Below are 23,231 nucleotides of genomic sequence, written 5' to 3' on the forward strand. Positions count from 1 at the left end.
CTCGGTGCGATAGGTCAGATCAGTGACGAGGGGCAGGTTTGCCGTGTTTGACACGCAAGGGTTCGAGCAGCTCCGACAGACCGTTGTGGTCGATTTCCTGCATCAAGGCCAGCAACCCGCCCAGTTCCCCGTGAGGGAAACCTTCGCGAGCGAACCAGTTCAGGTACTGGCCGGGCAGGTCGGCGATGATACGGCCCTTGTATTTGCCGAAGGGCATCTCGCGGGTAATCAGCAGTTCGAGCTTTTCGGGATTCATCGTCAGTCGTCTTGATTCAAAACAGTCTGGAAAATACAGGCATTCTGCATGCAGGCCAATTGACAGATCATGCAAAAAAAGCGGATACAGATCTCACGTTTAAATATAACTTGTTGAAATTTAAGTAGAAAAAAATCAATTCGAAGCTGGCATGCAGGGTGCAATGACTTACTGCATCTTTCATCAACCGCAAGGAATTGAAAAATGACCGACATTAATAAAGAAGCGATCTCTGTACTCAACGGCCTGATTGAAACCTGTAAAGATGGTCAGGAAGGGTTCAAGACTTGCGCTGAAGACATCAAGAATCCCGAACTCAAAAATCTGTTCATTCAGCGCTCCGCCGACTGCGCCACTGCCGCTGGCGAATTGCAGGCCACGGTGCGTTCCCTGGGCGGCGATCCGGAAACCTCCACCAGTGTCAGCGGCGATCTGCACCGTCGTTGGGTGGATGTGAAGTCGATGTTCACCGGCAAGGATGAAGAGGCAGTGCTGAACGAAGCTGAGCGTGGTGAAGACCACGCGAAGAAGGCTTACAAGAAAGCGCTGGAAAAAATCAACGAAGACAACCTGGTAAGTATTCGTGACACCGTTGAACGCCAGTACCACGGCGTGCAACGCAACCACGATCAGGTCAAAGCCCTGCGTAACCAGGCTCGCGCACGCTCGTAAGCGTTCGTTCCCCATCAAAAACGCCAGCGTGTCTGGCGTTTTTTTGTGTTCGAGATTGTAGGAGAACGAAACGCTGCATTCACCGTGGCGAGGGGGGCTTTTTGTGGCGAGGGAGCTTGCTCCCGCTGGGGTGCGCAGCGCCCCCAATCGGGCACCTCGATTCACCTGTTCCGGCGCGGAGCAGCTTTTACGACTGCTGCGCAGCCGAACGGGAGCAAGCTCCCTCGCCACAGAAGCCCATCCAGGCCACGGATGAGTGATGAATCAGCCGATGCTGATCGCCGGCAAGGTCGGCAATGTCACGGTCTGCTGTTTACGCGGTGCCAGAATCTCCGCCTCGCCATCCACTACCAGTTCATCACGCTGGTTGAACACGCGAGTGGCGATCCGCACACGAAACTTCGGCATTTTCTCGAGAATTTCCAGGCGCACAGTCAGCGTGTCGCCAATCTTCACCGGCTTCTGAAAGCTCATCGTCTGACCGATATAAATAGTCCCCGGCCCAGGCAACTCGCAAGCCACCGCCGCGCTAATCAACGCGCCGCTGAACATGCCGTGGGCGATGCGCTCCTTGAACATGGAGGCAGCGGCGAATTCGGCGTCCAGGTGCACCGGGTTGTGGTCGCCGGACATCGCGGCGAACAACTGAATGTCGCGTTCTTCGACGGTTTTGCTGTAGCTGGCGGTCTGGCCGATTTCGAGGGCTTCGTAAGGGGTGTTGGTAACCTGGGTCATCTGTCTCGATTCCTGTGACGAATTAAATGAATCCACAAAAAACTATTCGGCTCTGGGTGGCCGGCGGTTGCTCAAGGCCTGGGCGATCCAGTTCAGCACGTCGGCAGTCACTTCATCGCGATTGCTCTCATTGAACAGTTCGTGCCGGGCCTGCGGGTAAATATTCAAGTGCAGGCTCTGGCAGCCAGCGTCGCGCAGGGCGTGGGCCAGATCTTTCAGACGTTTGCCTTCGCTCACCGGATCACATTCGCCGCCAATTACCAGCAGCGGCAGGCCCGGATCGATCTGGGCGAGATTGGACGCTTTGCTGATTTGCTGCAAGCCGCCGAGCAAATCGATCCATAGCTGATTGGTGCAGCGAAAGCCGCAGAGCGGGTCGTTGGCGTACTTGTCGACCTCGGCCGGGTCGCGGCTCAGCCAGTCGAACGAGGTGCGCGCCGGTTTGAATTTCTTGTTGAACGAGCCGAACGACAGCCATTCGATCAATGCACTGCGACCCTTGGGGCCCTGGCGCAGGCGTTCGAGACGAGCAATCTGCCGCGCTGCGCGATAGAGCGCCACAGGCTGGAAGTTCGAGCCGCTGAGAATCGCCCCGTGCAGGCTGGCGCTGTGGTGCAGCAAGTAAGCCTGGGCGATGTAGCTGCCCATGCTGTGGCCCAACAGCACGATTGGCGTGCCGGGATGCTGTTGGCCGATATGTTGGTTGAGGCTGGCGAGGTCACCGACCACTTTGCCCCAGCCATCGCTGTCGGCGAAGTGGCCCAGCGTGCCGTTTTCAGCGGTTTTGCCATGTCCACGCAGGTCCGGTGCGTAAACACCGTAGCCCTGTTCACAGAACTTTTCTGCCAGGCGAGCGTAGCGACCGCTGTGTTCCGCCATGCCGTGGGCCAGCAGGATCACGGCTTTGAGCGGCGCAGCCGGCAGCCACTGGTTGACGAAGAGGCGGCTGCGGTCGCTCGCGGTCAGCCAGAAAGTGTCATGGATCATGGCGATTCCTTTGCATGGGACTGTATGCGGCATGGGCGTCGTTGCATTGTATAGCGCATCCCGCGCGCGCCGTCTGATCAGGCCGCGCCGGGGCAGCAAGATTCACGGGATCAATGAGGACCGTGCGCATATTTGCCTGATTCACCATAGCTGCTAGTGTCCGGGAAGCACCGCTTTTCAGAAGTAATGGAAAAAGCGGCCCCGGATAGATTCAGGTAATGAGGACAAGAACAATGCAACCTGATTTCTGGAATGACAAACGCCCGGCCGGCGTGCCCCTGGATATCGACCTTGGGGCCTATAAGTCGGTGATCGAGGTGTTCGAGCGTTCCTGCAAGAAATTTGCTGACCGCCCGGCATTCAGCAACATGGGCGTGACCCTGACCTACGCTGAACTGGAACGTTACAGCGCTGCGTTCGCCGGTTACCTGCAAGCCCATACCGACCTGGTGCCGGGGGATCGCATCGCGGTGCAGATGCCCAACGTCCTGCATTACCCGATCGCCGTGTTCGGCGCCTTGCGCGCCGGGCTGATCGTGGTCAACACCAACCCGCTGTACACCGCGCGGGAGATGCGTCATCAGTTCAAGGACTCCGGTGCCCGGGCGCTGGTGTACCTGAACGTGTTTGGACAGAAGGTCCAGGAAGTGTTGCCCGACACTGACATCCAGTACCTGATCGAAGCGAAGATGGGCGACCTGATGCCCAGCGCCAAGGGCTGGCTGATCAATACCGTGGTCGCCAAGGTCAAGAAAATGGTCCCGGATTATTCACTGCCCCAGGCCATCTCCTTCAAGAGCGCGCTACGTCTGGGCCGGGGCCTGGGCATCAAACCGCTGAACGTCGGTCTCGACGACATCGCCGTGTTGCAATACACCGGCGGTACCACCGGGCTGGCCAAGGGCGCGATGCTGACCCACGGCAACCTGGTGGCGAACATGCAGCAGGCGCGGGCATGCCTCAGTCAGTTGGGTGCCGACGGTCAGCCGCTGCTGCGCGAAGGCCAGGAAGTGATGATCGCGCCGCTGCCGCTTTACCATATCTATGCCTTCACGGCGAACTGCATGTGCATGATGGTGACCGGCAACCACAACGTGCTGATCACCAATCCGCGGGACATCAAGGGCTTCATCAAGGAACTGAAGAACTGGCGGTTCTCGGCGCTGCTGGGGCTCAACACGCTGTTCGTCGCGCTGATGGACCATCCCGATTTCAAGACTCTGGATTGCTCCAGCCTCAAACTCACCAACTCCGGCGGCACGGCGCTGGTCAAGGCCACCGCCGAGCGCTGGGAACAGCTCACCGGTTGCCGGATCACCGAAGGTTACGGCCTGACCGAAACCTCGCCGGTGGCCTGCACCAACCCTTACGGCGACAAATCGCGCATCGGCACGGTCGGCTTGCCGGTGCCGGGCACAACCCTGAAAGTGATCAACGACGAAGGCGTCGAGCAGCCGTTGGGCGAGCGCGGCGAACTGTGCATCAAAGGCCCGCAGATCATGAAGGGCTACTGGCAGAAACCCGAAGCCACCGCCGAAGTGCTGGATGCCGACGGCTGGTTCAAGTCAGGCGACATCGGGGTGATCGACCCGGACGGTTTCGTGCGCATTGTCGATCGCAAGAAAGACATGATCATCGTCTCGGGCTTCAACGTGTACCCGAACGAGATCGAAGACGTGGTGATGGCCCACCCGAAAGTCGCCAACTGTGCGGTGATCGGCGTGCCGGACGAGCGTTCGGGGGAGGCGGTGAAACTGTTTGTGGTGGCCCGTGAGTCGGGGGTCAGCCTTGAAGAGCTGAAGGCTTACTGCAAGGAAAATTTCACGGCGTACAAAGTACCCAAGCACATCGTGTTGCGTGAGTCGTTGCCGATGACGCCGGTGGGCAAGATTTTGCGGCGGGAGTTGCGGGATATCGCATAAACGGTCGTAGACCGAGGTGATGCCAAAAGATCGCAGCCTTCGGCAGCTCCTACGGGGATCGCATTCCTCTGCAGGCGCTGCCGAAGGCTGCGATCTTTTGCTTTGAAAGCCGCGAATTCAGCGGCTTTCAGGGCGGTATAGGATTTTTGCTCTAAAATGACCGCTTGCCATTCTTGAGTCACCAAAGTGACTGTAGGGGCCTATTTAGGCTCTAGTCGGCCCTTGGCAAAGCTGCTACTCTCGGCGCGCTTTGTGACTTCTCGGCCTATGTAAAGCCAGATTCACCAATAGACAAACACCAATAATAATCGCATCAAATGCGGTGTTGAATTCGCGTTGCTGAGGAGTGGGCTTCCATGATCGAAGACTTTTGGAAGGATAAGTACCCAGCTGGAATTGCTGCCGAGATCAATCCAGACGAGTACCCGAATATTCAGGCAGTGTTGAAGCAATCCTGCCAACGCTTCGCTGACAAACCGGCATTCAGCAACCTGGGCAAGACAATCACCTACGGTGAGCTGTACGAATTGTCCGGTGCCTTTGCCGCTTACCTGCAACAGCATACCGATTTGCAGCCGGGCGATCGAATCGCCGTGCAATTGCCAAACGTGTTGCAGTACCCGGTCGCCGTCTTCGGTGCCATCCGCGCCGGGCTGATCGTGGTCAACACCAACCCGCTGTACACCGCGCGGGAAATGGAACACCAATTCAACGACTCCGGTGCCAAAGCCCTGGTTTGCCTGGCCAACATGGCGCATCTGGCACAGACCGTCGTGCCGAAAACCGGCGTCAAGCACGTGATCGTCACTGAAGTGGCCGACCTGCTGCCGCCGCTCAAGCGTCTGCTGATCAACAGCGTCATCAAGTACGTGAAGAAGATGGTCCCGGCGTATCACTTGCCCAAGGCCATCAAATTCAACGACGTGTTGAGCAAAGGCCATGGCCAGCCAGTGGTTGAAGCCAACCCGGCCAGCAGCGACGTGGCGGTGCTGCAATACACCGGCGGCACCACCGGCGTGGCCAAGGGCGCGATGCTGACCCACCGCAACCTGGTGGCGAACATGCTGCAGTGCAAGGCGCTGATGGGCTCCAACCTTAACGAAGGTTGCGAGATCCTGATTACCCCGCTGCCGCTGTACCACATCTATGCCTTCACCTTTCATTGCATGGCGATGATGCTGATCGGTAACCACAACATCCTGATCAGCAACCCGCGCGATCTGCCGGCGATGGTCAAGGAACTGTCGAAGTGGAAGTTCAGCGGTTTCGTCGGCCTGAACACGCTGTTCGTTGCGTTGTGCAACAACGAAGCGTTCCGCAAGCTGGATTTCTCGAACCTGAAAATCACCTTGTCCGGCGGCATGGCCTTGCAACTGGCCGCGGCTGAACGCTGGAAAGCGGTCACCGGCTGCCCGATCTGTGAAGGTTACGGCATGACCGAAACCAGCCCGGTGGCCACGGTGAACCCGAGCCAGAACATCCAGATCGGCACCATCGGTATTCCGGTGCCGTCGACCCGGTGCAAAGTCATCGACGATGCCGGCGTTGAGCAGCCGTTGGGCGGCATCGGTGAACTGTGTGTGAAAGGTCCGCAAGTCATGAAGGGCTACTGGCAGCGTCAGGAAGCCACCGATGAAATACTCGACAGCGAAGGCTGGTTGAAGACCGGTGATATCGCACTGATTCAGCCCGATGGCTACATGCGCATTGTCGATCGCAAGAAAGACATGATCCTGGTCTCCGGTTTCAACGTGTACCCCAACGAACTGGAAGACGTGCTGGCGACCCTGCCGGGCGTGCTGCAATGCGCGGCCATCGGCGTGCCGGACGAGAAGTCGGGGGAGGCGATCAAGATCTTCATCGTTGCCAAACCGGGCGTGACCCTGACCAAGGAACAGGTGATGGAGCACATGCGCGCCAACGTCACCGGCTACAAGGTGCCCAAAGCCGTGGAGTTCCGCGACGCGCTGCCAACCACCAACGTCGGCAAGATCTTGCGCCGCGAGTTGCGCGACGAAGAGCTGAAGAAACTGGGCGTGAAGAAAGTCAGCGCCTGATCAACCAAAAGCCCCGCAGATGCGGGGCTTCTTGTTTAAAGCAGTATGAATTGCGCTTTTGTGGCGAGGGAGCTTGCTCCCGCTCGGCTGCGCAGCAGTCGTAAAAGCAGCCAGCGGCCTGATCAGGTGAATCGAGGTGCCTGATTTAGGGGCGCTACGCACCCCAGCGGGAGCAAGCTCCCTCGCCACAGGGGACTCTTTGATGGCTTGAGAGGATTACTGGCGGAACTGCGCGAAATTGACGTTGGTGCCCGCCGGACGCATGTCCTGCAGGTACGAGTCCTTGTCGGCGCTCAGTTCCAGGCTCAATGCAGCCTTGCGTTTACCCTGGTTGCGCACCACCAGGCCTTCGAGCTTCTCGCGCAGGAACACCGTCGGCACTTTCAGGTGCAGCAGTTCGTCGGTATCCGGGGTGTGCATCAGCAAGTGAATCCATTCGTACTGACCAATGGCCAGCCGCGCGACCGGGATATCGAACCAGAAAATGTTGCGGTTACGGTTCAATTCGGTGAAATGGCAGTTGTTGACGCCAAGCACTGCACCGCCAAGTTCCTGGTTTCTGCGGGCAATGGCCTGCTTTTTATCGAGTTTCATAACGTTCCTACGGGATTGGATCTTCAGCGCCATGGCCTGAATACGTTGCGCATTCTCGGGGCAAAGCCTGCAAACATAAAGCCTAACCTGCCTGGGGCGATGAAATGTTCTGTTGGGAAATAAATGAAACTCCGCGCAAAGGCTTTCGGTCCACCCTTATGTAACGACTTTCCCCGTTGAAATGTTCTCAGGAGACATACCATGAGCAGCACTGGCGATAAAGTTAAAGGCATGGCAAACGAAGCGGTCGGCAACGTCAAGCAAGGCGTCGGCAAGGCCACCGGTAATGACAAAATGCGCGCCGAAGGCGTCAGGCAGGAACAGAAAGGCGAAGCCCAGCAAGCCATCGGTAAGGTCAAGGATGCTCTTAAAAAAGGTATCGACAAGGCGTGATCCGGCCTTTGACGAGTAACACAAACGGCCATCCGCGGATGGCCGTTTTTGTGTCAGCTTGAACTTGAGCAAGGAAATTGTTTCAAAGTCGCCAAGTAGGCTACTTTGTTGTAGAAAACGGCCCCTGAGTCGCCATGACTTCAACTTTTTTGCGGCGAGACGCTAATGTTTTTCCCGACCATGAAAGGTCTGCCCCTGCATCGCGTGATGATGCGCACGGTCACCGAGTTCGTCGCCGACGAGATGTCGACCTATGCCTCGGCGCTCGCCTATCAGATGCTGTTCTCGCTGTTTCCTTTCATCCTGTTCCTGATTGCCCTGATCGGCTTCCTGCACTTGCCGGACTTCTTCTCCTGGCTGCGCCTGCAATCGGAACTGGTGCTGCCGCCCCAGGCGCTGGAGCAGGTGAACCCGGTGATCGACCAGCTCCAGCAATCCAAGGGTGGTTTGCTCTCGGTGGGTATCGTGATCGCCCTGTGGACCGCGTCCGCTGGTGTGCGGCTGATGATGAGTGCGATGAACGCCGCGTACGACGTGGTTGAAGGCCGTCCGGTGTGGAAGCGTTTTCCGCTGTCGATTTTCTACACCATCGGCATTGCCGGCATGCTGCTGGCCGCCGCTGCGCTGATGGTGCTCGGGCCGCAGGTGATGGCCTGGATCGCTTCGCAGGTGGGCCTTGAAGATTTCATTGTGACCGTCTGGACCATCGCGCGCTGGCCGGTGATCGTGATTCTATTGATGATGGCAGTGGCGCTGATTTACTACGTCATGCCCGACGTCAAACAAGAGTTTCGCTTCATCACCCCGGGTGCGGTGTTGTCCGTGGTGGTCTGGATCGTCGCTTCGCTGGGCTTCGGTCTGTACGTCAAAACCTTCGCCAACTACAACGCCATGTATGGCAGTATCGGCGCGATCATCGTGTTGTTGCTGTACTTCTATATTTCCGCCGCGGTGCTGCTGCTCGGTGCGGAAATGAACGCGGTGATCGAGCACATGTCATCCGAAGGCAAGAAACCCGGTGAAAAGGTGCACGAAGAACCCAAACAGCATGTCTCAGGACTGGGGCGAGATCACTCAATCCAGCCGACCACTGACGAAGTCATAAAATGATCCGTGAAATTCTGAAAATGGGCGATGAACGCCTGCTGCGCATCGCTCCGCCGGTGCCGGCGGAAATGTTCGACAGCCCCGAATTGTGGCAACTGATCGATGACATGTTCCAGACCATGGAAAGCGTCGGCGGGGTCGGCCTGGCCGCGCCGCAGATCGGTGTCGACCTGCAACTGGTGATCTTCGGTTTCGAGCACAGCGAGCGCTATCCGGACGCCGAAGCGGTTCCGCAGACGATTCTGATCAATCCGCTGATCACGCCCTTGAGCCCGACCCTCGAAGAGGGTTTCGAAGGCTGCCTGTCGGTGCCGGGCCTGCGCGGGGCGGTGGATCGATATCAGCAGATTCGCTATGAAGGCTTTGATCCCAAGGGCGAGCCGATCGTGCGCATTGCCTCGGGATTTCATGCACGGGTGGTGCAGCATGAATGCGATCACCTGATCGGCCGGTTATACCCCTCGCGCATCACAGACTTCAGCAAGTTCGGGTTTACCGAAGTGATGTTCCCGGACCTTGATCCTGCGGCGGACGATTGAATCGCTAAAGGATCGCTGTTCATGCCGAACCTGGTTGCAAACCCATGGCAATCATCGGTTTGCTGCGCGCATAACGGCTCAACCGTTCGGCCAGGGCGTAGGGCAGGGGCGGGTCGAAGGTAAAGCCGCGACGCTCATAAAAGCCACGCAAATCCGGATGACAGAACAGCCAGACCGGCTCTTCAAGGTGCTTGACGGCGTGAGCGATCAACGTCGCGGCGATTCCTTGTTCGCGACAGCTCGGGTCGACAAACAGCCCGGTCAGCCAATGCCCGCCGGCCACCGGCCGCAAACACAGCGCCGCGATGATCTCTTCACGTCTTGCGACCCACAATTGAGCGTCTCGCACCGCTTTCATCGACGATTGGTGGGCGCGGTAAAACTTGTTCATCAACGGCCATAATGGCTCGTCGAGCAAGGTGTACTGGGTGTTGGGCATGGGCTCGGACAGTCGGTGGGCAGGGCACAGATTATAAAAGAACACGCGCGCCGGGATAGGTGTATACCTGATCTCACATCCCCTGTTAGTGGAGTATGCATCATGTCCAAAGGTATGGAATCAAAGAAAGCCGCAAAGAAAAAACCGGCGAAAACCGCGATTGAAAAACGCGCGGACAAGAAGGCCAAGAAGGTGAATGTGTTCGGCCACTGATCCCGCGTCAACGGAGCCCGAGTCCTCGGGCTCCGATTTTTTACGTCTATCGAAATAACCAAACAATCTGCAAGAAATCCCGGTGCCGTTGCACAGAGGGGGATTGGTTCCCGTTCTGAGCAAAGCCATGTCCCATTACTTCGACGCTGCCCACCGTGAAGAAATCGAAACCCTGCGCCAACGTTTCACCGCTCGCACCGAGTGGCCGACCTGGTTGCTGCTGATCGGCGTTTACGTCGGCTGGTTCAGTATTGTGCTGGGCAGTGCCCGGTTGGGGCTCTGGTGGAGCACGTTGTTGCTGATTCCACTGCTGGTGTTGTGGTTGTCGGTGCAGCACGAATTGCTGCACGGTCATCCCACCCGTTGGCCAATGCTGAATAAAGTCCTCGGTTATGCGCCGTTTGCGGTCTGGTATCCCTACACCTTGTACCGCGACAGCCATTTGCTGCATCACCGCGACCAAGACCTGACCATCCCAGGTAGCGACCCGGAAAGCCGTTACCTGAGCGCTGAACAGTGGCAGCGCAGTTCGCTGTTCGAACAGGGCCTGCACTGGCTGAACAAAACCGTGCTGGGGCGCTTGGCCCTCGGTGCGCCACTGGCCTTGCTGGCGCTGGCGCGGGAGGAGCTGCAACGGCTGAAAACGGGTGAGCGCCAAGCCTGGTTGATGTGGCTGAGCCATGGTGCGCTGACGCTGCTGATGCTGGCGTTCATCGCGCGCTACAGCGTGCTGCCGGTTTGGTATTACCTGTTGCTGATCAGCGTGCCGGCGCTGTCGATTGCAATGATTCGCTCCTACTATGAACACCGTCCGCATGCGCAACCGGAGCAACGCACCGTCATCAATGAAGCGGGGTGGCCGTGGCGCTGGCTGTTCCTGAATCTCAATCTGCACCTGGTGCACCACGACTTGCCGGGGTTGCCCTGGTACGACTTGCCACGGGTGTACCGCGCGCGTCGCGAGCAATGGCTGACGCGCAGTGGCGGGTTTCTGGTGCACGGTTATGGCCAGTTGGTGCGTCAGCACGGGGTGAGGGCGATCGATAGTCCACGGCATCCGTTTCATTGATTGCGAATGAGCTCCCCTGTGGCGAGGGGGCTTGCCCCCGTTGGGCTGCGAAGCGGCCCCAAAACCTGCAATCGCGGTGTATCAGGTACACCGCATGCAATGGTTTTACGACTGCTGCGCAGCCGAACGGGGGCAAGCCCCCTCGCCACACAGGCTCTCCCACAGGGGATTTTGGTTGTATGGGAAGATTTCGATGACACAACACCTCGCTGAGTTACTGATGTATGTCGCTCCCGAGCCAATCCGCCAGGCCAACGAGCGTTGGCTGCAGCATATCGTCGAACAGCTCGGCAGCACCCGCCTTGATGCCGAAGAACTGTCGCTGATGGACCTTTGGCTATCCCCGCACCTGCTGCTGACCCAAACCTGCGGCTACCCGTTGATGACAGCCTTGCGCGGTCGCGTCCGGGTCATTGGTCGTCCTCGTTATGAACTGCCGGACAGCAGCGGCGGCAACCATTGCAGCCTGTTGCTGACTCGCGCCGATGATCCTCGAAGAACCTTGTCGGCCTTGCGCGGCAGTCGCGGTGTGATCAACGGCGAAGACTCCAACAGTGGCATGAACCTGTTGCGTCACCGACTGGCGCCGTTGCACCGCGACGGGCAGTTTTTTGCCAATGTCGCCATCAGCGGCAGCCACCGCGAAAGCCTGCGTTGGCTGCGTGACGACCTGGCGGACCTGGCCGCCATCGACAGCGTGACCTTCGCCTATCTGGCGCAGCACGCCCAGGCAGAAGTCGCTGGCTTGAGAGTATTGGCGCGCACCGCGTTTAGTCCGACGTTGCCGTATATCGCGGCGGCCGGCACCACTGATGAACAGGCTGAACAGCTTCGACAGGTGATGAACCAGGCACTGAAGGAACTGCCCGAGGTCGCCGAGGCGTTGGGCCTGCAAGAAGTGTTGCCCGCCAGCGAGAGCGACTATCAGATCGTGCTCGACTACCAGCAAGAGGCCGAGGCGTTGGGCTATGGGAGGTTGCGATAGCTTCGGAAAAAGATCGCAGCCTTCGGCAGCTCCTACAGGGTGTACGCCATCCAAATGTAGGAGCTGCCGAAGGCTGCGATCTTGGCGATCTACATAATTCATTTATGGAATATAAAAATTCATTTTTAGTATTTTTAATGAATAAGGCTCCTTGCTAGGATCGCGCCACCGGATCACCGGACATTCAGCGACCCTAACCCAAGGAGCCCCTATGTCCGGCGCCGACCTTTTCCATCGCAACGACGTGGGCGGATTGTTTCGCGCCCACTACACCTGGCTATGCGCACGTCTGCGCCGACATCTGGGAGCCAGTCCCAGTGTCGAAGACATTGCCGCCGAAACCTTCGTGCAACTGCTCGAGTCGCCAGGCCTGACGCCGATTCGCGAACCCCGCGCCTTGCTCACCACCATCGCCCAGCGATTGATTTATCAGCTGTGGCGCCGCCGGGACCTGGAACGCCAACACCTCGACCAGTTACAGCCAGTTGACCCGCTCGGCGGGCCATCGCCTGAAGACCTGGCGCAGTTCTCCCAGACCCTGAAGCGCCTGGATCGAACCCTCGACCGTCTGCCGGGCAAGGTCAGGGCAACGTTTCTGTTGTCGAGAATCGATGGCCTGACCTACCCACAAATCGCCGCCGAACTGGGCATTTCCCAGCGCTCGGTCAGCGTCTACATGACCCGTTCCCAGGCACTGTGCGCGCTGCACAGCGCCAACGAACCCTTGAACCGAATGTCCTTGAACCGAACACCCCAGACCCGGAGGTCCGCATGAGATCGATCAAAACCTTGCTCGGCAGTTCGCTGCTGGCCCTGAGCCTTGTGGCTGGCCACGTTCCCGCCGCAGAAAAAACCACACCCATCCATTTCGGCGACATCACCTGGGAAAGCGGCAGCCTGATCACCGAGATCCTGCGGCTGATCGTCGAGAAAGGTTATGGCTATCCAACCGACACCTTGCCCGGCAGCACCGTCAGCCTCGAAGCCGCGTTGGCCAAGAACGACATTCAGGTGATCGGCGAAGAGTGGGCCGGGCGCAGTCCGGCCTGGGTCAAGGCGGCATCGGAGGGCAAAGTGTTTGGTTTGGGCGATACCGTCAAAGGCGCCACCGAAGGCTGGTGGGTGCCGGAATACGTGATCAAGGGCGACCCGGAACGCGGCATTAAGCCCTTGGCGCCGGAGCTGAAATCCGTCGCCGACCTGGCCCGCTACAAGGACGTATTCCGCGACCCCGAAGACCCAAGCCGCGGACGTTTCCTCAACAGCCCGACCGGCTGGACGTCGGAGATCGTCAACAGCCAGAAACTCAAGGCCTATGACCTGACCGCCAGCTACGTCAACTTCCGCACCGGTTCCGGCGCGGCGCTGGATGCCGAGGTCGCTTCATCGATCCGCCGGGGTAAACCGGTGCTGTTCTACTACTGGTCGCCGACGCCACTGTTGGGTCGCTTCAAACTGGTGAAACTCGAAGAGCCACCGTTCGACGCGCAAGCCTGGAAAACCCTGGCCGATGCCAACAATCCGAACCCCAAGGGCACGCGTTCGATGCCGGCCAGCCTGGCCATCGGCGTGTCGGCACCGTTCAAGGCGCAGTACCCGGACCTGGTGGCGTTCTTCGAAAAGGTCGATTTGCCGATCGATCTGCTGAACCAGACCCTGGGGCAGATGAGCGAAAAACGCCAGCAACCGCGTCAGGTCGCCGAAGCGTTTTTGCGCGATCAGCCGCAAGTGTGGAAGGGCTGGGTGCCGGGTGAGGTGGCGAGCAAAGTGAGTGCGAGTTTGTAGTTCAGCGGTGTTTGATAGATAGCTATCGCGGGCTTGCCCGCGAAGCGATCTAAAGCCTTACACCAACTCTGCCGCCAACGCCGCTTTCACGCTTGGCCGGTGATCAACCCGCGCCTGAAACCGGGCCAACGCCGGCCAATCATCCAGATCAATTGCAAACAGCCGAGCCCAACGCAACACCGTAAACAGATACGCATCGGCAATGCTGAACCCACCGGGCATCAAGTAATCCTGCCGCTCCAGCGTCCGGCTCAACACGGCAAAGCGCTTGAACAGCTTCTCTTTGATGAGCGCCTTCACCTCGTCCGCAAACTGCGGATTGAACAGCCAACCCAGCCCGCCATGAATCTCGGTCGAAACGAAGTTCAGCCATTCCTGTAACCGCACCCGCTCGAACGTTCCGCTCGTCGGTGCCAGGTTTGCCTCCGGGTGCAGATCCGCCAGGTACTGCAGGATCGCCGGGCCTTCGGTCAGCACATCGCCGTTATCCAGTTGCAATGCCGCGACGTAGCCTTTGGGGTTAATGGCGAGGAAGTCATCGCCGGTGACGGTTTTCTTGCTGCTGTTGTCGACGCGGACCAACTCGAACGGCAGCTCCAGTTCGCGCAGCACGATGTGCGGCGCCAATGAGCAGGCTTGGGGGGCGTAATACAACTTCATGGGCAGTGCTCTGGTTGCGGATTTGCGCCAGTGTCATAGTGCGCGGCACCCTCGGTAAAATTAATCTTTCAGAAAACTGCCATTAGGAAAGCTACTGTCATGATGAACCTGATGCATTGGCGAATGGTGGTGGCGGTGGCCGATACCGGCAACATTACCCGCGCCGCTGAGCGGGTCGGCATGACTCAGTCCGGTGCCAGCCAGGCACTGGCCTTGATCGAAGAAACCCTGGGCGTTCAGCTGTTCAGCCGGGAAAATCGCCAGACCTTGCCGACCGCCATTGGCTTGCCGGTGATCGAACAGGCGCGAACCATGCTTGGTGCCCTGGAAAATATTCGCAGCACCGTCGATGCCGCTAAAGGCATTCAGCGCGGGACGATTCGTCTGGCCAGTTTTCCTTTGGTGCTGACGACGTTCCTGCCGTCACTGTTACGCCAGTTCAATCGGCTGTATCCCGGCATTCAAGTGGTGGCGCTGGAGGTCAGCGATGATGAAGTGGAAACGTTGCTCAGTGCCGGGCTGGTGGATGTCGGTGTGGCGTTGAATCCGGCACCCGCGCGTAATGTCGGGCGTTTGGGGCGTGATGCCTGGGTGGCGGTTCTGCCCGGTGGCCATCCTCTGGCGCGTCGCTCGAATGAAGAGGGCGTCTCACTGGCGGAACTGGTGGAGCAACCCTTCGTGCTGGCCACGGGCGGGTGTTCGACCAATGCGCGCAGCCTGGCGGCTGATGCCGGATTGCAACTGCTGGATGTGCGGGCCGAGGTGCGTGAGTGGAGCAGTGCGTTCACCCTGGTGCGGGAAAACATCGGCGTGACCCTGGTACCGGAAATGACCCTGCCGACTAATCGCCAAGGCTTGCGGATAGTGCCGGTGACGCCGCGCATCGACCGGGAGTTTGCCTTGGTGGTCGCGCCCGACAAAGAACCTTCGGCGGCGGTGCGGGCGCTGCTGAGGATGCTCGCAGAACATCAGTTATCGGCTGATTCGTCCGGGAACTGAAAAGGAGGGCGATCAACCCTTGCCGCCGAGCGGCAGAGGTCGACCGACCTCAGGCTACAGCGCAAGAACCACGTTGCCCGGATTCTGGAGACGCACCGTCAAGGAAACCCAATGGGAATGTCGAACTCCTGAAATGCATCGTCCACCGGCCTATAACCCAACACCCGGGTAGTTTCACTGAGGTCCAGGCGTTTGAAACGGTTATTGGAAATACCGTGGGCGATCAGGTGTTGCACACCTTCGACCTCCACAGAGAGTTGCAGCAACTGCACTGCATCACGAGGGCTGAGCCATGCACTCAGGTCGCGAGCGTTGGTCAATTCGTGACGGTCCGCAAACTCGAAAGCGCCGATGCGTATGGCAATGCTCGAGAGGTTGTGTTTGGCAGCGTAGAACGCACACAAGGCTTCGCCATAACACTTGCTGACGCCATACAGATTGGCCGGCATCACCTGCATGCCCGGTGTGATCTGCCGGTCCACCGGATAGCCCTCGATGGTCTGCGCGCTGCTGGCGAACACCAATCGTTTACAACCCGCAGCCACGGCGGCTTCGAACAGGTAAGTGGTGGCCAGAATATTGTTGGGCAGTAACTCATCGAAAGAGGCGGTGGCGTGAGGGATGCCGGCCAGATGCACAATGACGTCGATGCCTTTCAGCACTTCGCTTATGGCGGTGAGGTCGGACAGGTCCAGGCGTACAAAGCGATGCGGTGCTTCGACATTGAAGTCGGGCTCGATGCGATCCGTCAGCACGAAGGTGTAGCGGTCCTGCGAAGCTTCAAAAAAGGTTTTGCCGATTCTGCCGCAGGCGCCGGTCAGCAGTACGTTGAGTCCGTTCATGGGGTTCTCTTTTTATGGAAGGGCAGAGGGAGCGGGTTTGGCGTTATGGCACGCCGTTGCAGGCGTGTTCCATGAACCCCGGTCGCAGCGCCAGTCGTTGGCAATACGCGTCGACGGCGGGATAGTCCGGGCGCTCCATCGGGGTCATCCGCCAGCGGTTGACCGACAAGCCGATGAGGATATCGGCCAGGGTGAACCGAGGTCCGGCGACATACGCACCGGTCGACGCGAGTTGCTGTTCGAGGATGCCCATTTTCGCGTTCCAGCCGCGAACGCCATCGGCGATCCGCTGCGAGTCCTGGAAGTTCGGCAATTGCCGCACCAGCGCAAAAAAGGCGTAGCCCCAGGACGGATTGAGTTCGGTGGCTTGCCAATCCATCCACTGTTCCACCCGAGCGCGCGCCGCCGGCTCGATGGGCAACAGGTCGGTGTTTTGGTATTTGCCCGCCAGATAGCGGCAGATGGTGTTGGACTCCCACAGCACGCCGGCTTCGTCGATGAGCACCGGCACCTGTGCGTTAGGGTTGAGCTGGAGAAATTCCGGACTCTGGGTCGAGGCAAAACCGCTGCCCCAGTCTTCCCGTTCGTAGGAAACGCCCAGTTCGTCGCAGGCCCACAGGACCTTTCTGACGTTGATTGACGAGGCCCGACCCAAAATCTTCAGCGCATGTCCCATTGAGCTTCTCCGTTTGCTGTTACAGGTGTGCCGGGAATCTAGCACGAGCAAAGGGACGATTGCGTATCAGGTGCTCTCGCGCACCTTCAATTCAAACCCCATGTCCTGCACTGGTTTGGCCACCGAATTGCCGGCCATCAAGGTCAGCATCAACTCGGCCGAACGACGGCCAATGGCCTCTCGAGGCGTATTGATGCTACTTAGGCGCGGCACCATGTGTTCGGACATGGGCAGGTCGTTGAAGCCGAGGATCGCCACCTGTTCGGGGATCTTGATCCCACAGCGCAAGGCTTCGAGCAATGCGCCCTGGGCCAGGTCGTCGTTGCCGAAGAAGATCGCATCGAGGTCCGGATGACTGGCCAGCAGTTGCAGAAACAGCTCACCGCCCAAACCGACGGAGGAGGGGCGCGGGGTCAGCACTTCCAGATCAGGATCATACAAACCGGCCTTTTGCAGCGCGCGGCGGAAACCTTCGCCCCGCAGCAACGTGCGCTGGTCCAGTTGCGCACCGATGTAAGCCAGGCGTTTGCGACCGCGTGACAGCAAATGCTCGGCCGCCGTTTCGCCGGCGGCCAGTTGCGAAAAACCGACGCAATTGAGTCCCGCCGCACTGTCCAGCTCCATCATGTAGACGCAGGGAATGTTGCTGGCCTCGATCATCCGCCGCGAACTTTCGGTACGGTCGAAACCGGTCAGCAGCAAGCCGCGCGGCTGATAAGCCATGTAGTTGCGCAGCAGGTTTTCTTCTTCATCGCGCGAGTAGTGGTAGTTACCGATCAGCACTTCGAAGCCCTTTGGTCGCAAAACCTGATGAATGGCTTCCAGCGTGTCGATGAACAGCAGGTTGGATAATGACGGTACCAACACCACGACGGAATGGCTCTGGGCCGAGGCCAACGCGCGTGCGGCGGGGTTGACCACGTAGTTCAACTCGAGGGCAGCCTTCTGGACTTTTTCCACCAGTTCGGTGGCCACCGTGCTGACGCCACGCAGGGCGCGGGAGGCGGTAATCGGGCTGACACCGGCCAGGCGTGCGACTTCGTTGAGGGTGGGACGGCCAGTGGTTCGTGTATTTTTATCGTTTTTAGGGGTATTCATCGGACGGCTTGCCAAACAAAATTCAAGGCACTAAGGTAGCGCTGTCTCGATGCAGCTGCAAATGCGTGAGCGGGGTTTGCCTGATCCTCGCTTTTCGGCATCGGGAACGAACATGCTGCAACCCACAAAAATGACAAGAAGGCGTCGGCAACATCTGCTTTTGCACTAGAGTTTTACGTAGCAAAGGTAGCGCTGTCTGCGCGCTGAGGTGTTACATGAATCATTCCATCACCGCCCTGGTCATCATGGGCGTTGCCGGTTGCGGCAAGACGTGCGTCAGCCAGGCCCTGTGCCAGCTCAGCGGCGCGACCGCCATTGAAGGCGACACTTTCCACCCTGCCGCCAATATCGAAAAGATGAGCGCGGGTATCCCCCTGAACGACGAAGACCGTGCCGGCTGGCTCGACAGCCTGTGCGATGAACTGCGCCGCGTCGACGCCCGTGGCGAGCGCCCGGTGCTGACCTGTTCGGCACTCAAACACAGTTACCGCGAACGCTTGCGCAGTGCCTTGCCGGGCCTGGGCTTTGTGTTCCTTGAGCTGACCCCTGAAGTCGCCGCCGATCGTGTCTCCCATCGGCCGGGCCACTTCATGCCGTCGACCCTGATCGACAGCCAGTTCGCCACCCTTGAATCGCCCGTTGGTGAGCCCCTGACCCTGGCTCTGGACGCTTCGAGCCACAGCGTCGACGAATTGGCCGCTCAGGCCCACCGCTGGTGGCTCGATCACGGCTTGAAACTCGCCAGTTGAGTTTTGCTCCAAGAGATAGCGCTGTCCTGACGGCTTCTGATTAATCGCTTTAATAACAACAACAAACAGGAGACACCCCCCATGTTTGGCATGTCCCACGAGACGTTTCTGCTGCTCGATGCAGTGGTCACGGTGATCGGCTTGATTTTCCTGATCACCAAATTCAAGTTTCACCCGTTCATTGCATTGATCATCGCCGCCGCGTTCCTCGGGCTGACCTCCGGCATGCCGATCGGCACCATCATCAAGGCATTCCAGGATGGATTCGGCGGCGTTCTCGGTTTCGTCGGGATCATTCTGGCGCTGGGCACCATGCTCGGCAAAATGATGGCCGAGTCCGGCGGGGCGGATCAGATTGCCCAGACCCTGATTCGAGCCTTCGGCAAGGACAAGGTGCAGTGGGCCATGATGTTCGCGGCCTTCCTGGTCGGCATCCCGCTGTTCTTCGAAATCGGCTTCGTGCTGCTGATCCCGCTGGTGTTCATCGTCGCCCGTCGTACCGGCGTATCGATCATCAAGATCGGTATCCCGCTGCTGGCCGGTCTGTCCGCCGTGCACGGTCTGGTGCCTCCGCACCCGGGGCCGTTGCTGGCCATTGGCGTGTTCGGTGCCGATATCGGTAAAACCATTCTCTACGGCCTGATCGTTGCGCTGCCGACCGCCATCATCGCCGGTCCGATCTTCGGTACGTTCATTGCCAAGCACATTCCCGGTCATCCGAACCAGGAGCTGGTGGATCAACTGGTGCGCGATGAGGATGCAGGCGATCTGCCTAGCTTCGGCATTACCTTGGTTACCGTGCTGTCGCCTGTGTTCCTGATGCTGCTCAAGACCTTTGCCGATGTGGCGCTGCCGGACGGCAACTTCTTCCGCACCTTCATGGACCTGATCGGTCACCCGATCTCGGCGCTGCTGCTGGCATTGCTGCTGTCGCTGTACACCTTCGGCTACAAGCAGGGCATCGGTTCGCAACAGATGCTCAAATGGCTGGACGCAAGCCTTGCGCCGACCGCCGCGATCATCCTGATCATCGGTGCCGGTGGCGGCTTCAAGCAGATGCTGGTGACCAGCGGTGTAGGTGATGTGATCGGTCACATGGCGGTGGCGGCTCAGATCTCGCCGATCCTGCTGGCCTGGCTGGTGGCAGCGGTGATTCGTATCGCGACCGGTTCGGCAACCGTGGCGACCATCACTGGCGCCGGCATCGTGGTGCCGGTAGTGGGGATGATTCCGGGTGTGAACCGTGAGCTGCTGGTGCTGGCCACCGGTGCCGGTTCGTTGATCCTGTCCCACGTCAACGACGCCGGTTTCTGGCTGGTGAAGCAGTACTTCAACATGACCGTGGCGGAAACCTTCAAGACCTGGACCGCGATGGAAACCATCCTGTCCGTGGTGGGTTTGGGCTTCATCCTGCTGTTGTCGTTGTTCGTCTAAACACATTTGGCAGGCACAAAAAAAACCGCAGCGATGCGGTTTTTTTGTGGGTGAGATCTAACCCAATGTCGAGCAAGCTTTTTGTGGCGAGGGAGCTTGCTCCCGCTCGGCTGCGCAGCAGTCGTAAATCCGTCCACCGTGTTCTATCTGAAAAAACATGGTGATTGGTTTTGGGGCCGCTTCGCGACCCAGCGGGAGCAAGCTCCCTCGCCACAGATGTTTGTTCTCACAGGTTTTTGTGTGTCAGGCGTTGGTTTTGGTGACTAACCCATCCGCCCGGAACATCCCGCGAATCCCGCGTACAGCCTGACGAATCCGGTCCTGGTTTTCGATCAGCGCGAAGCGCACATGATCGTCCCCGTACTCACCAAACCCGACACCCGGCGAGACGCAGACCTTGGCCTCGGCCAGCAGTTTCTTGGCGAATTCCAGCGAGCCCAGGTGTGCATACGCCTCGGGAATCTTGGCCCAGACGTACATCGACGCCTTCGGGTTCTCGACCATCCAGCCCAGTTCATGCAGACCTTTGACCAGCACGTTGCGACGCTGGCGATACTGTTCGGCAATGTCGCGCACGCATTGCTGATCGCCTTCCAGCGCCGCAATGGCCGCGACCTGCAGTGGAGTGAAGGTGCCGTAGTCGTGGTAACTCTTGATCCGCGCCAGAGCGTTGACCAGTTCCGGGTTGCCGACCATGAAGCCGATGCGCCAGCCCGCCATGTTGTAGCTCTTGGACAGGGTGAAAAACTCCACCGCGATGTCCTTGGCGCCGGGCACCTGCATGATAGACGGGGCTTTCCAGCCGTCGTAGACGATGTCGGCGTAGGCCAGGTCGTGCACCACCAGAACGTCGTACTGTTTGGCGAGGGCGATCACCCGTTCGAAGAAGTCCAGCTCCACGCACTGGGCAGTGGGGTTGGACGGGAAGCCGAGGATCATCATTTTCGGTTTCGGGATCGAACCGCGAATCGCCCGTTCCAGCTCGGCGAAGAAATCCACGCCAGGGATCAGCGGCACCGATCGCACCTGGGCACCGGCAATCACCGCACCGTAGATGTGAATCGGGTAGCTCGGGTTTGGCACCAGCACGGTGTCGCCCTGGTCGAGGGTGGCCAGCATCAAATGTGCCAGGCCTTCCTTGGAACCGATGGTGACGATGGCTTCGCTTTCCGGGTCGATATCAACCTGATAGCGATCCTTGTACCAATTGGAAATCGCCCGGCGCAGGCGCGGAATCCCTTTGGACGTGGAGTAGCCGTGGGTGTCTTCGCGCTGGGCGACGGTGACCAGTTTTTCGACAATGTGCGGCGGCGTGGCGCCGTCGGGGTTGCCCATGCTCAAGTCGATGATGTCTTCGCCACGACGACGGGCGGCCATCTTCAGCTCGGCAGTGATGTTGAAAACGTAAGGAGGGAGTCGATCTATGCGCGCAAAGCGGCGCGGCGAACCTTGTTCGGCCATTGTTGCCTCGAATAACGTAAGCGCCCGGAACCGTCCGAGCGACGCTGGCCACTGCGGTGGCCTGTGGCGGAATGTAAGGGCAGGTGTGGCAAACTGTCCAGCCTCTACGTGAACAATTTTTTCCGAAGGAAACGGGTTGATGGAATTTACCAGCGGCTTCCTGCTCAGCCTTTCACTGTGCCTGGACATCGGCGTGGCCAATATCGCGATGATCACGCTGGCGATGCAGCGCGGCTATTTCCAGGGTTTTGCCTTGGGGCTGGGGACTTGCGTCGGCGATCTGATTTACGCAGTGCTGGCACTGGCCGGCATGACCGTATTGCTGCAATACGAAACCGTGCGTTGGGTGTTGTGGATCGGCGGGTCGGCGTTGCTGCTGTACTTCGCGGCGAAGATGATTCATTCGGCGATCTACCACGATGCCGTGTTGGCCGCGACCGCCAACGTTGGCCACAACTCCCATCGCAAAGAGTTCTTGCGGGGGATTTTCCTCGCCATGTCGTCGCCCAGTGCGATTCTCTGGTTCGCCGCGGTGGGCGGCACCCTGATTGCCCGTTCCGGTGGCGGCGGTACCCTCAGCTCGGCGTTGTTTCTCGGTGGATTTCTCTGTGCGGGAATTCTCTGGTGCGTCACGCTGTGCTTCGCGGCGAGCCATGGTGGCAAGTTGCTCGGTGACAAACTGCTGCGCTATTCCTACATGGCATCGGCGGCGATCTTCTGCTATTTCGCGGTGTACGTGATTCTATCGGGTTACAACGAGTTTGTCGGAGCGTCCACCGCCGGGCAGCTTCCCGCGCTCTGACTGGGCGAATCGGGTTTGGCCTCTATACTCCCAGCCGAACCCACTTTTTTCGTTCCCAGGAGTCGAGTCATGGATGAGCAAATACGCGTCGAACCGGTAGAACCACGCTTCGAAAATGGGCACTTCATGCTCATAGCGGGGCTTGGCGGGCGATTTACCCAAGAGACGGCCGGCAAGATTCCCGAGCTCTGGGATAAATTCGTTCCCCACATCGGCAATGTTCCCGGGCAAAAGGGCGAAGTGACCTACGGCGTTTGCTGCAACCCGGACGGCAAGGGCGGTTTTGAATACATCGCCGGCGTCGAGATCAGCAAGCTCGACGACCTGCCCGAGAAATACCGCTGGGTCGAGATTCAGCCCCAGTATTACGCGGTGTTCGAGCACAAGGGCTCGCTGGATACCTTGCCCCAGACCTTTCAGTACATCTGGAACACCTGGTTGCCGCAGTCCGGTCACGAGGCAGCGGATGCCCCGGAGTTCGAACGCTACAGCGAAGACTTCAACCCGAAGCTCAATACCGGCGTGCTGGAAATCTGGCTGCCGATCAAGTCCTGATCACATCTGCGGAGGCGGCTCAACCGGCCGCCTCTGAATGTCCTGCGGGCACTATTTGCCCTTGTTCACCCGTCGCGCCCGCAACAGGTCGATCGCCAAAGAAACGAAGCCGAACGTGCTGATGCCCAACAGCATAAGAAGACCGATTTGGACGCTGCTCATGGTGTGTTCCCCTCATGGTGACTAGAGACAGGCAACACAA

Annotated in this window: 25 protein-coding genes; 15 read left to right on the forward strand and 10 right to left on the reverse strand. The window is 59.0% G+C overall.

Annotated elements, in window-relative coordinates:
- Positions 1 to 19 precede the first annotated feature (19 nt).
- Entirely contained in the window at positions 20 to 256 is a 237-nt protein-coding gene (locus LOY36_RS06205; protein ID WP_026346079.1) for a DUF3820 family protein, read from the reverse strand.
- Between the two features lie 204 nt (positions 257 to 460).
- On the opposite strand from LOY36_RS06205, the gene LOY36_RS06210 reads away from it, so the two are divergent.
- Positions 461 to 928 (forward strand): PA2169 family four-helix-bundle protein, encoded by a 468-nt coding sequence (locus LOY36_RS06210; RefSeq protein WP_258672620.1) that lies wholly within the window; start codon positions 461 to 463, stop codon positions 926 to 928.
- A gap of 264 nt (positions 929 to 1,192) precedes the next feature.
- On the opposite strand, the gene LOY36_RS06215 is transcribed toward LOY36_RS06210, so the two are convergent.
- Both LOY36_RS06215 and LOY36_RS06220 read right to left on the reverse strand, forming a co-directional pair.
- The gene (locus tag LOY36_RS06215) at positions 1,193 to 1,663 is read right to left on the reverse strand and encodes a MaoC family dehydratase (protein ID WP_019581456.1); all 471 of its coding nucleotides are present in this window, start codon (positions 1,661 to 1,663) and stop codon (positions 1,193 to 1,195) included.
- Positions 1,664 to 1,705: 42 nt separating this feature from the next.
- Entirely contained in the window at positions 1,706 to 2,650 is a 945-nt protein-coding gene (locus LOY36_RS06220) for an alpha/beta hydrolase (RefSeq protein WP_019651709.1), read from the reverse strand.
- Positions 2,651 to 2,883: 233 nt separating this feature from the next.
- On the opposite strand from LOY36_RS06220, the gene fadD2 reads away from it, so the two are divergent.
- Both fadD2 and fadD1 read left to right on the forward strand, forming a co-directional pair.
- Positions 2,884 to 4,572 (forward strand): long-chain-fatty-acid--CoA ligase FadD2, encoded by a 1,689-nt coding sequence (fadD2, locus tag LOY36_RS06225; protein WP_019651710.1) that lies wholly within the window; start codon positions 2,884 to 2,886, stop codon positions 4,570 to 4,572.
- 356 nt (positions 4,573 to 4,928) lie between these two features.
- On the forward strand, positions 4,929 to 6,629 hold the full coding sequence (fadD1, locus tag LOY36_RS06230; protein WP_018926455.1) for a long-chain-fatty-acid--CoA ligase FadD1: 1,701 nt from the start codon (positions 4,929 to 4,931) through the stop codon (positions 6,627 to 6,629).
- Between the two features lie 216 nt (positions 6,630 to 6,845).
- On the opposite strand, the gene LOY36_RS06235 is transcribed toward fadD1, so the two are convergent.
- Positions 6,846 to 7,223 carry a hypothetical protein gene (locus tag LOY36_RS06235; RefSeq protein ID WP_018926454.1) on the reverse strand — a complete coding sequence of 126 codons (378 nt, stop codon included), beginning with the start codon at positions 7,221 to 7,223 and terminating at the stop codon, positions 6,846 to 6,848.
- Between the two features lie 201 nt (positions 7,224 to 7,424).
- Here LOY36_RS06235 and LOY36_RS06240 point away from each other — a divergent pair, with 201 nt between their 5' ends.
- From LOY36_RS06240 to def, 3 genes are all read left to right on the forward strand, one after another.
- Entirely contained in the window at positions 7,425 to 7,616 is a 192-nt protein-coding gene (locus LOY36_RS06240; protein ID WP_018926453.1) for a CsbD family protein, read from the forward strand.
- A 165-nt stretch (positions 7,617 to 7,781) separates the two neighbouring features.
- Positions 7,782 to 8,726, forward strand: coding sequence for a YihY/virulence factor BrkB family protein (locus tag LOY36_RS06245; protein ID WP_018926452.1), 945 nt, complete (start codon positions 7,782 to 7,784; stop codon positions 8,724 to 8,726).
- On the forward strand, positions 8,723 to 9,262 hold the full coding sequence (def, locus tag LOY36_RS06250; protein ID WP_018926451.1) for a peptide deformylase: 540 nt from the start codon (positions 8,723 to 8,725) through the stop codon (positions 9,260 to 9,262). The genes LOY36_RS06245 and def overlap by 4 nt, the downstream gene beginning before the upstream one ends.
- Before the next feature lie 19 nt (positions 9,263 to 9,281).
- On the opposite strand, the gene LOY36_RS06255 is transcribed toward def, so the two are convergent.
- A complete protein-coding gene (locus LOY36_RS06255) occupies positions 9,282 to 9,701 on the reverse strand; it encodes a GNAT family N-acetyltransferase (protein ID WP_018926450.1) in 420 nt (139 codons plus the stop codon).
- A gap of 340 nt (positions 9,702 to 10,041) precedes the next feature.
- Here LOY36_RS06255 and LOY36_RS06260 point away from each other — a divergent pair, with 340 nt between their 5' ends.
- From LOY36_RS06260 to LOY36_RS06275, 4 genes are all read left to right on the forward strand, one after another.
- Entirely contained in the window at positions 10,042 to 10,983 is a 942-nt protein-coding gene (locus LOY36_RS06260) for a fatty acid desaturase (RefSeq protein WP_258672622.1), read from the forward strand.
- A gap of 193 nt (positions 10,984 to 11,176) precedes the next feature.
- Complete coding sequence (locus tag LOY36_RS06265; protein WP_258672623.1) at positions 11,177 to 11,968, forward strand: phosphate/phosphite/phosphonate ABC transporter substrate-binding protein; 792 nt, start codon at positions 11,177 to 11,179, stop codon at positions 11,966 to 11,968.
- 211 nt (positions 11,969 to 12,179) lie between these two features.
- Positions 12,180 to 12,743, forward strand: a complete 564-nt coding sequence (locus tag LOY36_RS06270) for a sigma-70 family RNA polymerase sigma factor (RefSeq protein WP_258672626.1) — start codon at positions 12,180 to 12,182, stop codon at positions 12,741 to 12,743.
- Positions 12,740 to 13,753, forward strand: coding sequence for an ABC transporter substrate-binding protein (locus tag LOY36_RS06275; RefSeq protein WP_019651714.1), 1,014 nt, complete (start codon positions 12,740 to 12,742; stop codon positions 13,751 to 13,753). The genes LOY36_RS06270 and LOY36_RS06275 overlap by 4 nt, the downstream gene beginning before the upstream one ends.
- A gap of 57 nt (positions 13,754 to 13,810) precedes the next feature.
- On the opposite strand, the gene gstA is transcribed toward LOY36_RS06275, so the two are convergent.
- A complete protein-coding gene (gene gstA / locus LOY36_RS06280; protein WP_258672627.1) occupies positions 13,811 to 14,413 on the reverse strand; it encodes a glutathione transferase GstA in 603 nt (200 codons plus the stop codon).
- A gap of 99 nt (positions 14,414 to 14,512) precedes the next feature.
- On the opposite strand from gstA, the gene LOY36_RS06285 reads away from it, so the two are divergent.
- Positions 14,513 to 15,412: a LysR family transcriptional regulator gene (locus LOY36_RS06285; protein ID WP_258672628.1), complete on the forward strand. Its 900-nt coding sequence runs from the start codon at positions 14,513 to 14,515 to the stop codon at positions 15,410 to 15,412.
- Positions 15,413 to 15,510: 98 nt separating this feature from the next.
- On the opposite strand, the gene LOY36_RS06290 is transcribed toward LOY36_RS06285, so the two are convergent.
- From LOY36_RS06290 to LOY36_RS06300, 3 genes are all read right to left on the reverse strand, one after another.
- Positions 15,511 to 16,254: an NAD(P)-dependent oxidoreductase gene (locus LOY36_RS06290; RefSeq protein ID WP_018926442.1), complete on the reverse strand. Its 744-nt coding sequence runs from the start codon at positions 16,252 to 16,254 to the stop codon at positions 15,511 to 15,513.
- Positions 16,255 to 16,297: 43 nt separating this feature from the next.
- Positions 16,298 to 16,930: a glutathione S-transferase family protein gene (locus tag LOY36_RS06295; protein WP_028939399.1), complete on the reverse strand. Its 633-nt coding sequence runs from the start codon at positions 16,928 to 16,930 to the stop codon at positions 16,298 to 16,300.
- A 66-nt stretch (positions 16,931 to 16,996) separates the two neighbouring features.
- Entirely contained in the window at positions 16,997 to 18,028 is a 1,032-nt protein-coding gene (locus tag LOY36_RS06300) for a LacI family DNA-binding transcriptional regulator (RefSeq protein ID WP_258672629.1), read from the reverse strand.
- 215 nt (positions 18,029 to 18,243) lie between these two features.
- Here LOY36_RS06300 and LOY36_RS06305 point away from each other — a divergent pair, with 215 nt between their 5' ends.
- Positions 18,244 to 18,777 (forward strand): gluconokinase, encoded by a 534-nt coding sequence (locus tag LOY36_RS06305; RefSeq protein ID WP_019651720.1) that lies wholly within the window; start codon positions 18,244 to 18,246, stop codon positions 18,775 to 18,777.
- Positions 18,778 to 18,858: 81 nt separating this feature from the next.
- Entirely contained in the window at positions 18,859 to 20,211 is a 1,353-nt protein-coding gene (locus LOY36_RS06310) for a GntP family permease (RefSeq protein ID WP_019651721.1), read from the forward strand.
- Between the two features lie 243 nt (positions 20,212 to 20,454).
- On the opposite strand, the gene alaC is transcribed toward LOY36_RS06310, so the two are convergent.
- Positions 20,455 to 21,672, reverse strand: coding sequence for an alanine transaminase (gene alaC, locus LOY36_RS06315; RefSeq protein WP_019651722.1), 1,218 nt, complete (start codon positions 21,670 to 21,672; stop codon positions 20,455 to 20,457).
- A gap of 139 nt (positions 21,673 to 21,811) precedes the next feature.
- On the opposite strand from alaC, the gene LOY36_RS06320 reads away from it, so the two are divergent.
- Together LOY36_RS06320 and LOY36_RS06325 are read left to right on the forward strand one after the other, a co-directional pair.
- Entirely contained in the window at positions 21,812 to 22,474 is a 663-nt protein-coding gene (locus LOY36_RS06320; protein WP_258672632.1) for a LysE family translocator, read from the forward strand.
- Between the two features lie 69 nt (positions 22,475 to 22,543).
- Positions 22,544 to 23,029: a GyrI-like domain-containing protein gene (locus LOY36_RS06325; RefSeq protein ID WP_258672633.1), complete on the forward strand. Its 486-nt coding sequence runs from the start codon at positions 22,544 to 22,546 to the stop codon at positions 23,027 to 23,029.
- The last annotated feature ends 202 nt before the right edge of the window (positions 23,030 to 23,231 follow it).

This window comes from Pseudomonas sp. B21-019 (assembly GCF_024749225.1).
Taxonomy (GTDB): Bacteria; Pseudomonadota; Gammaproteobacteria; order Pseudomonadales; family Pseudomonadaceae; genus Aquipseudomonas.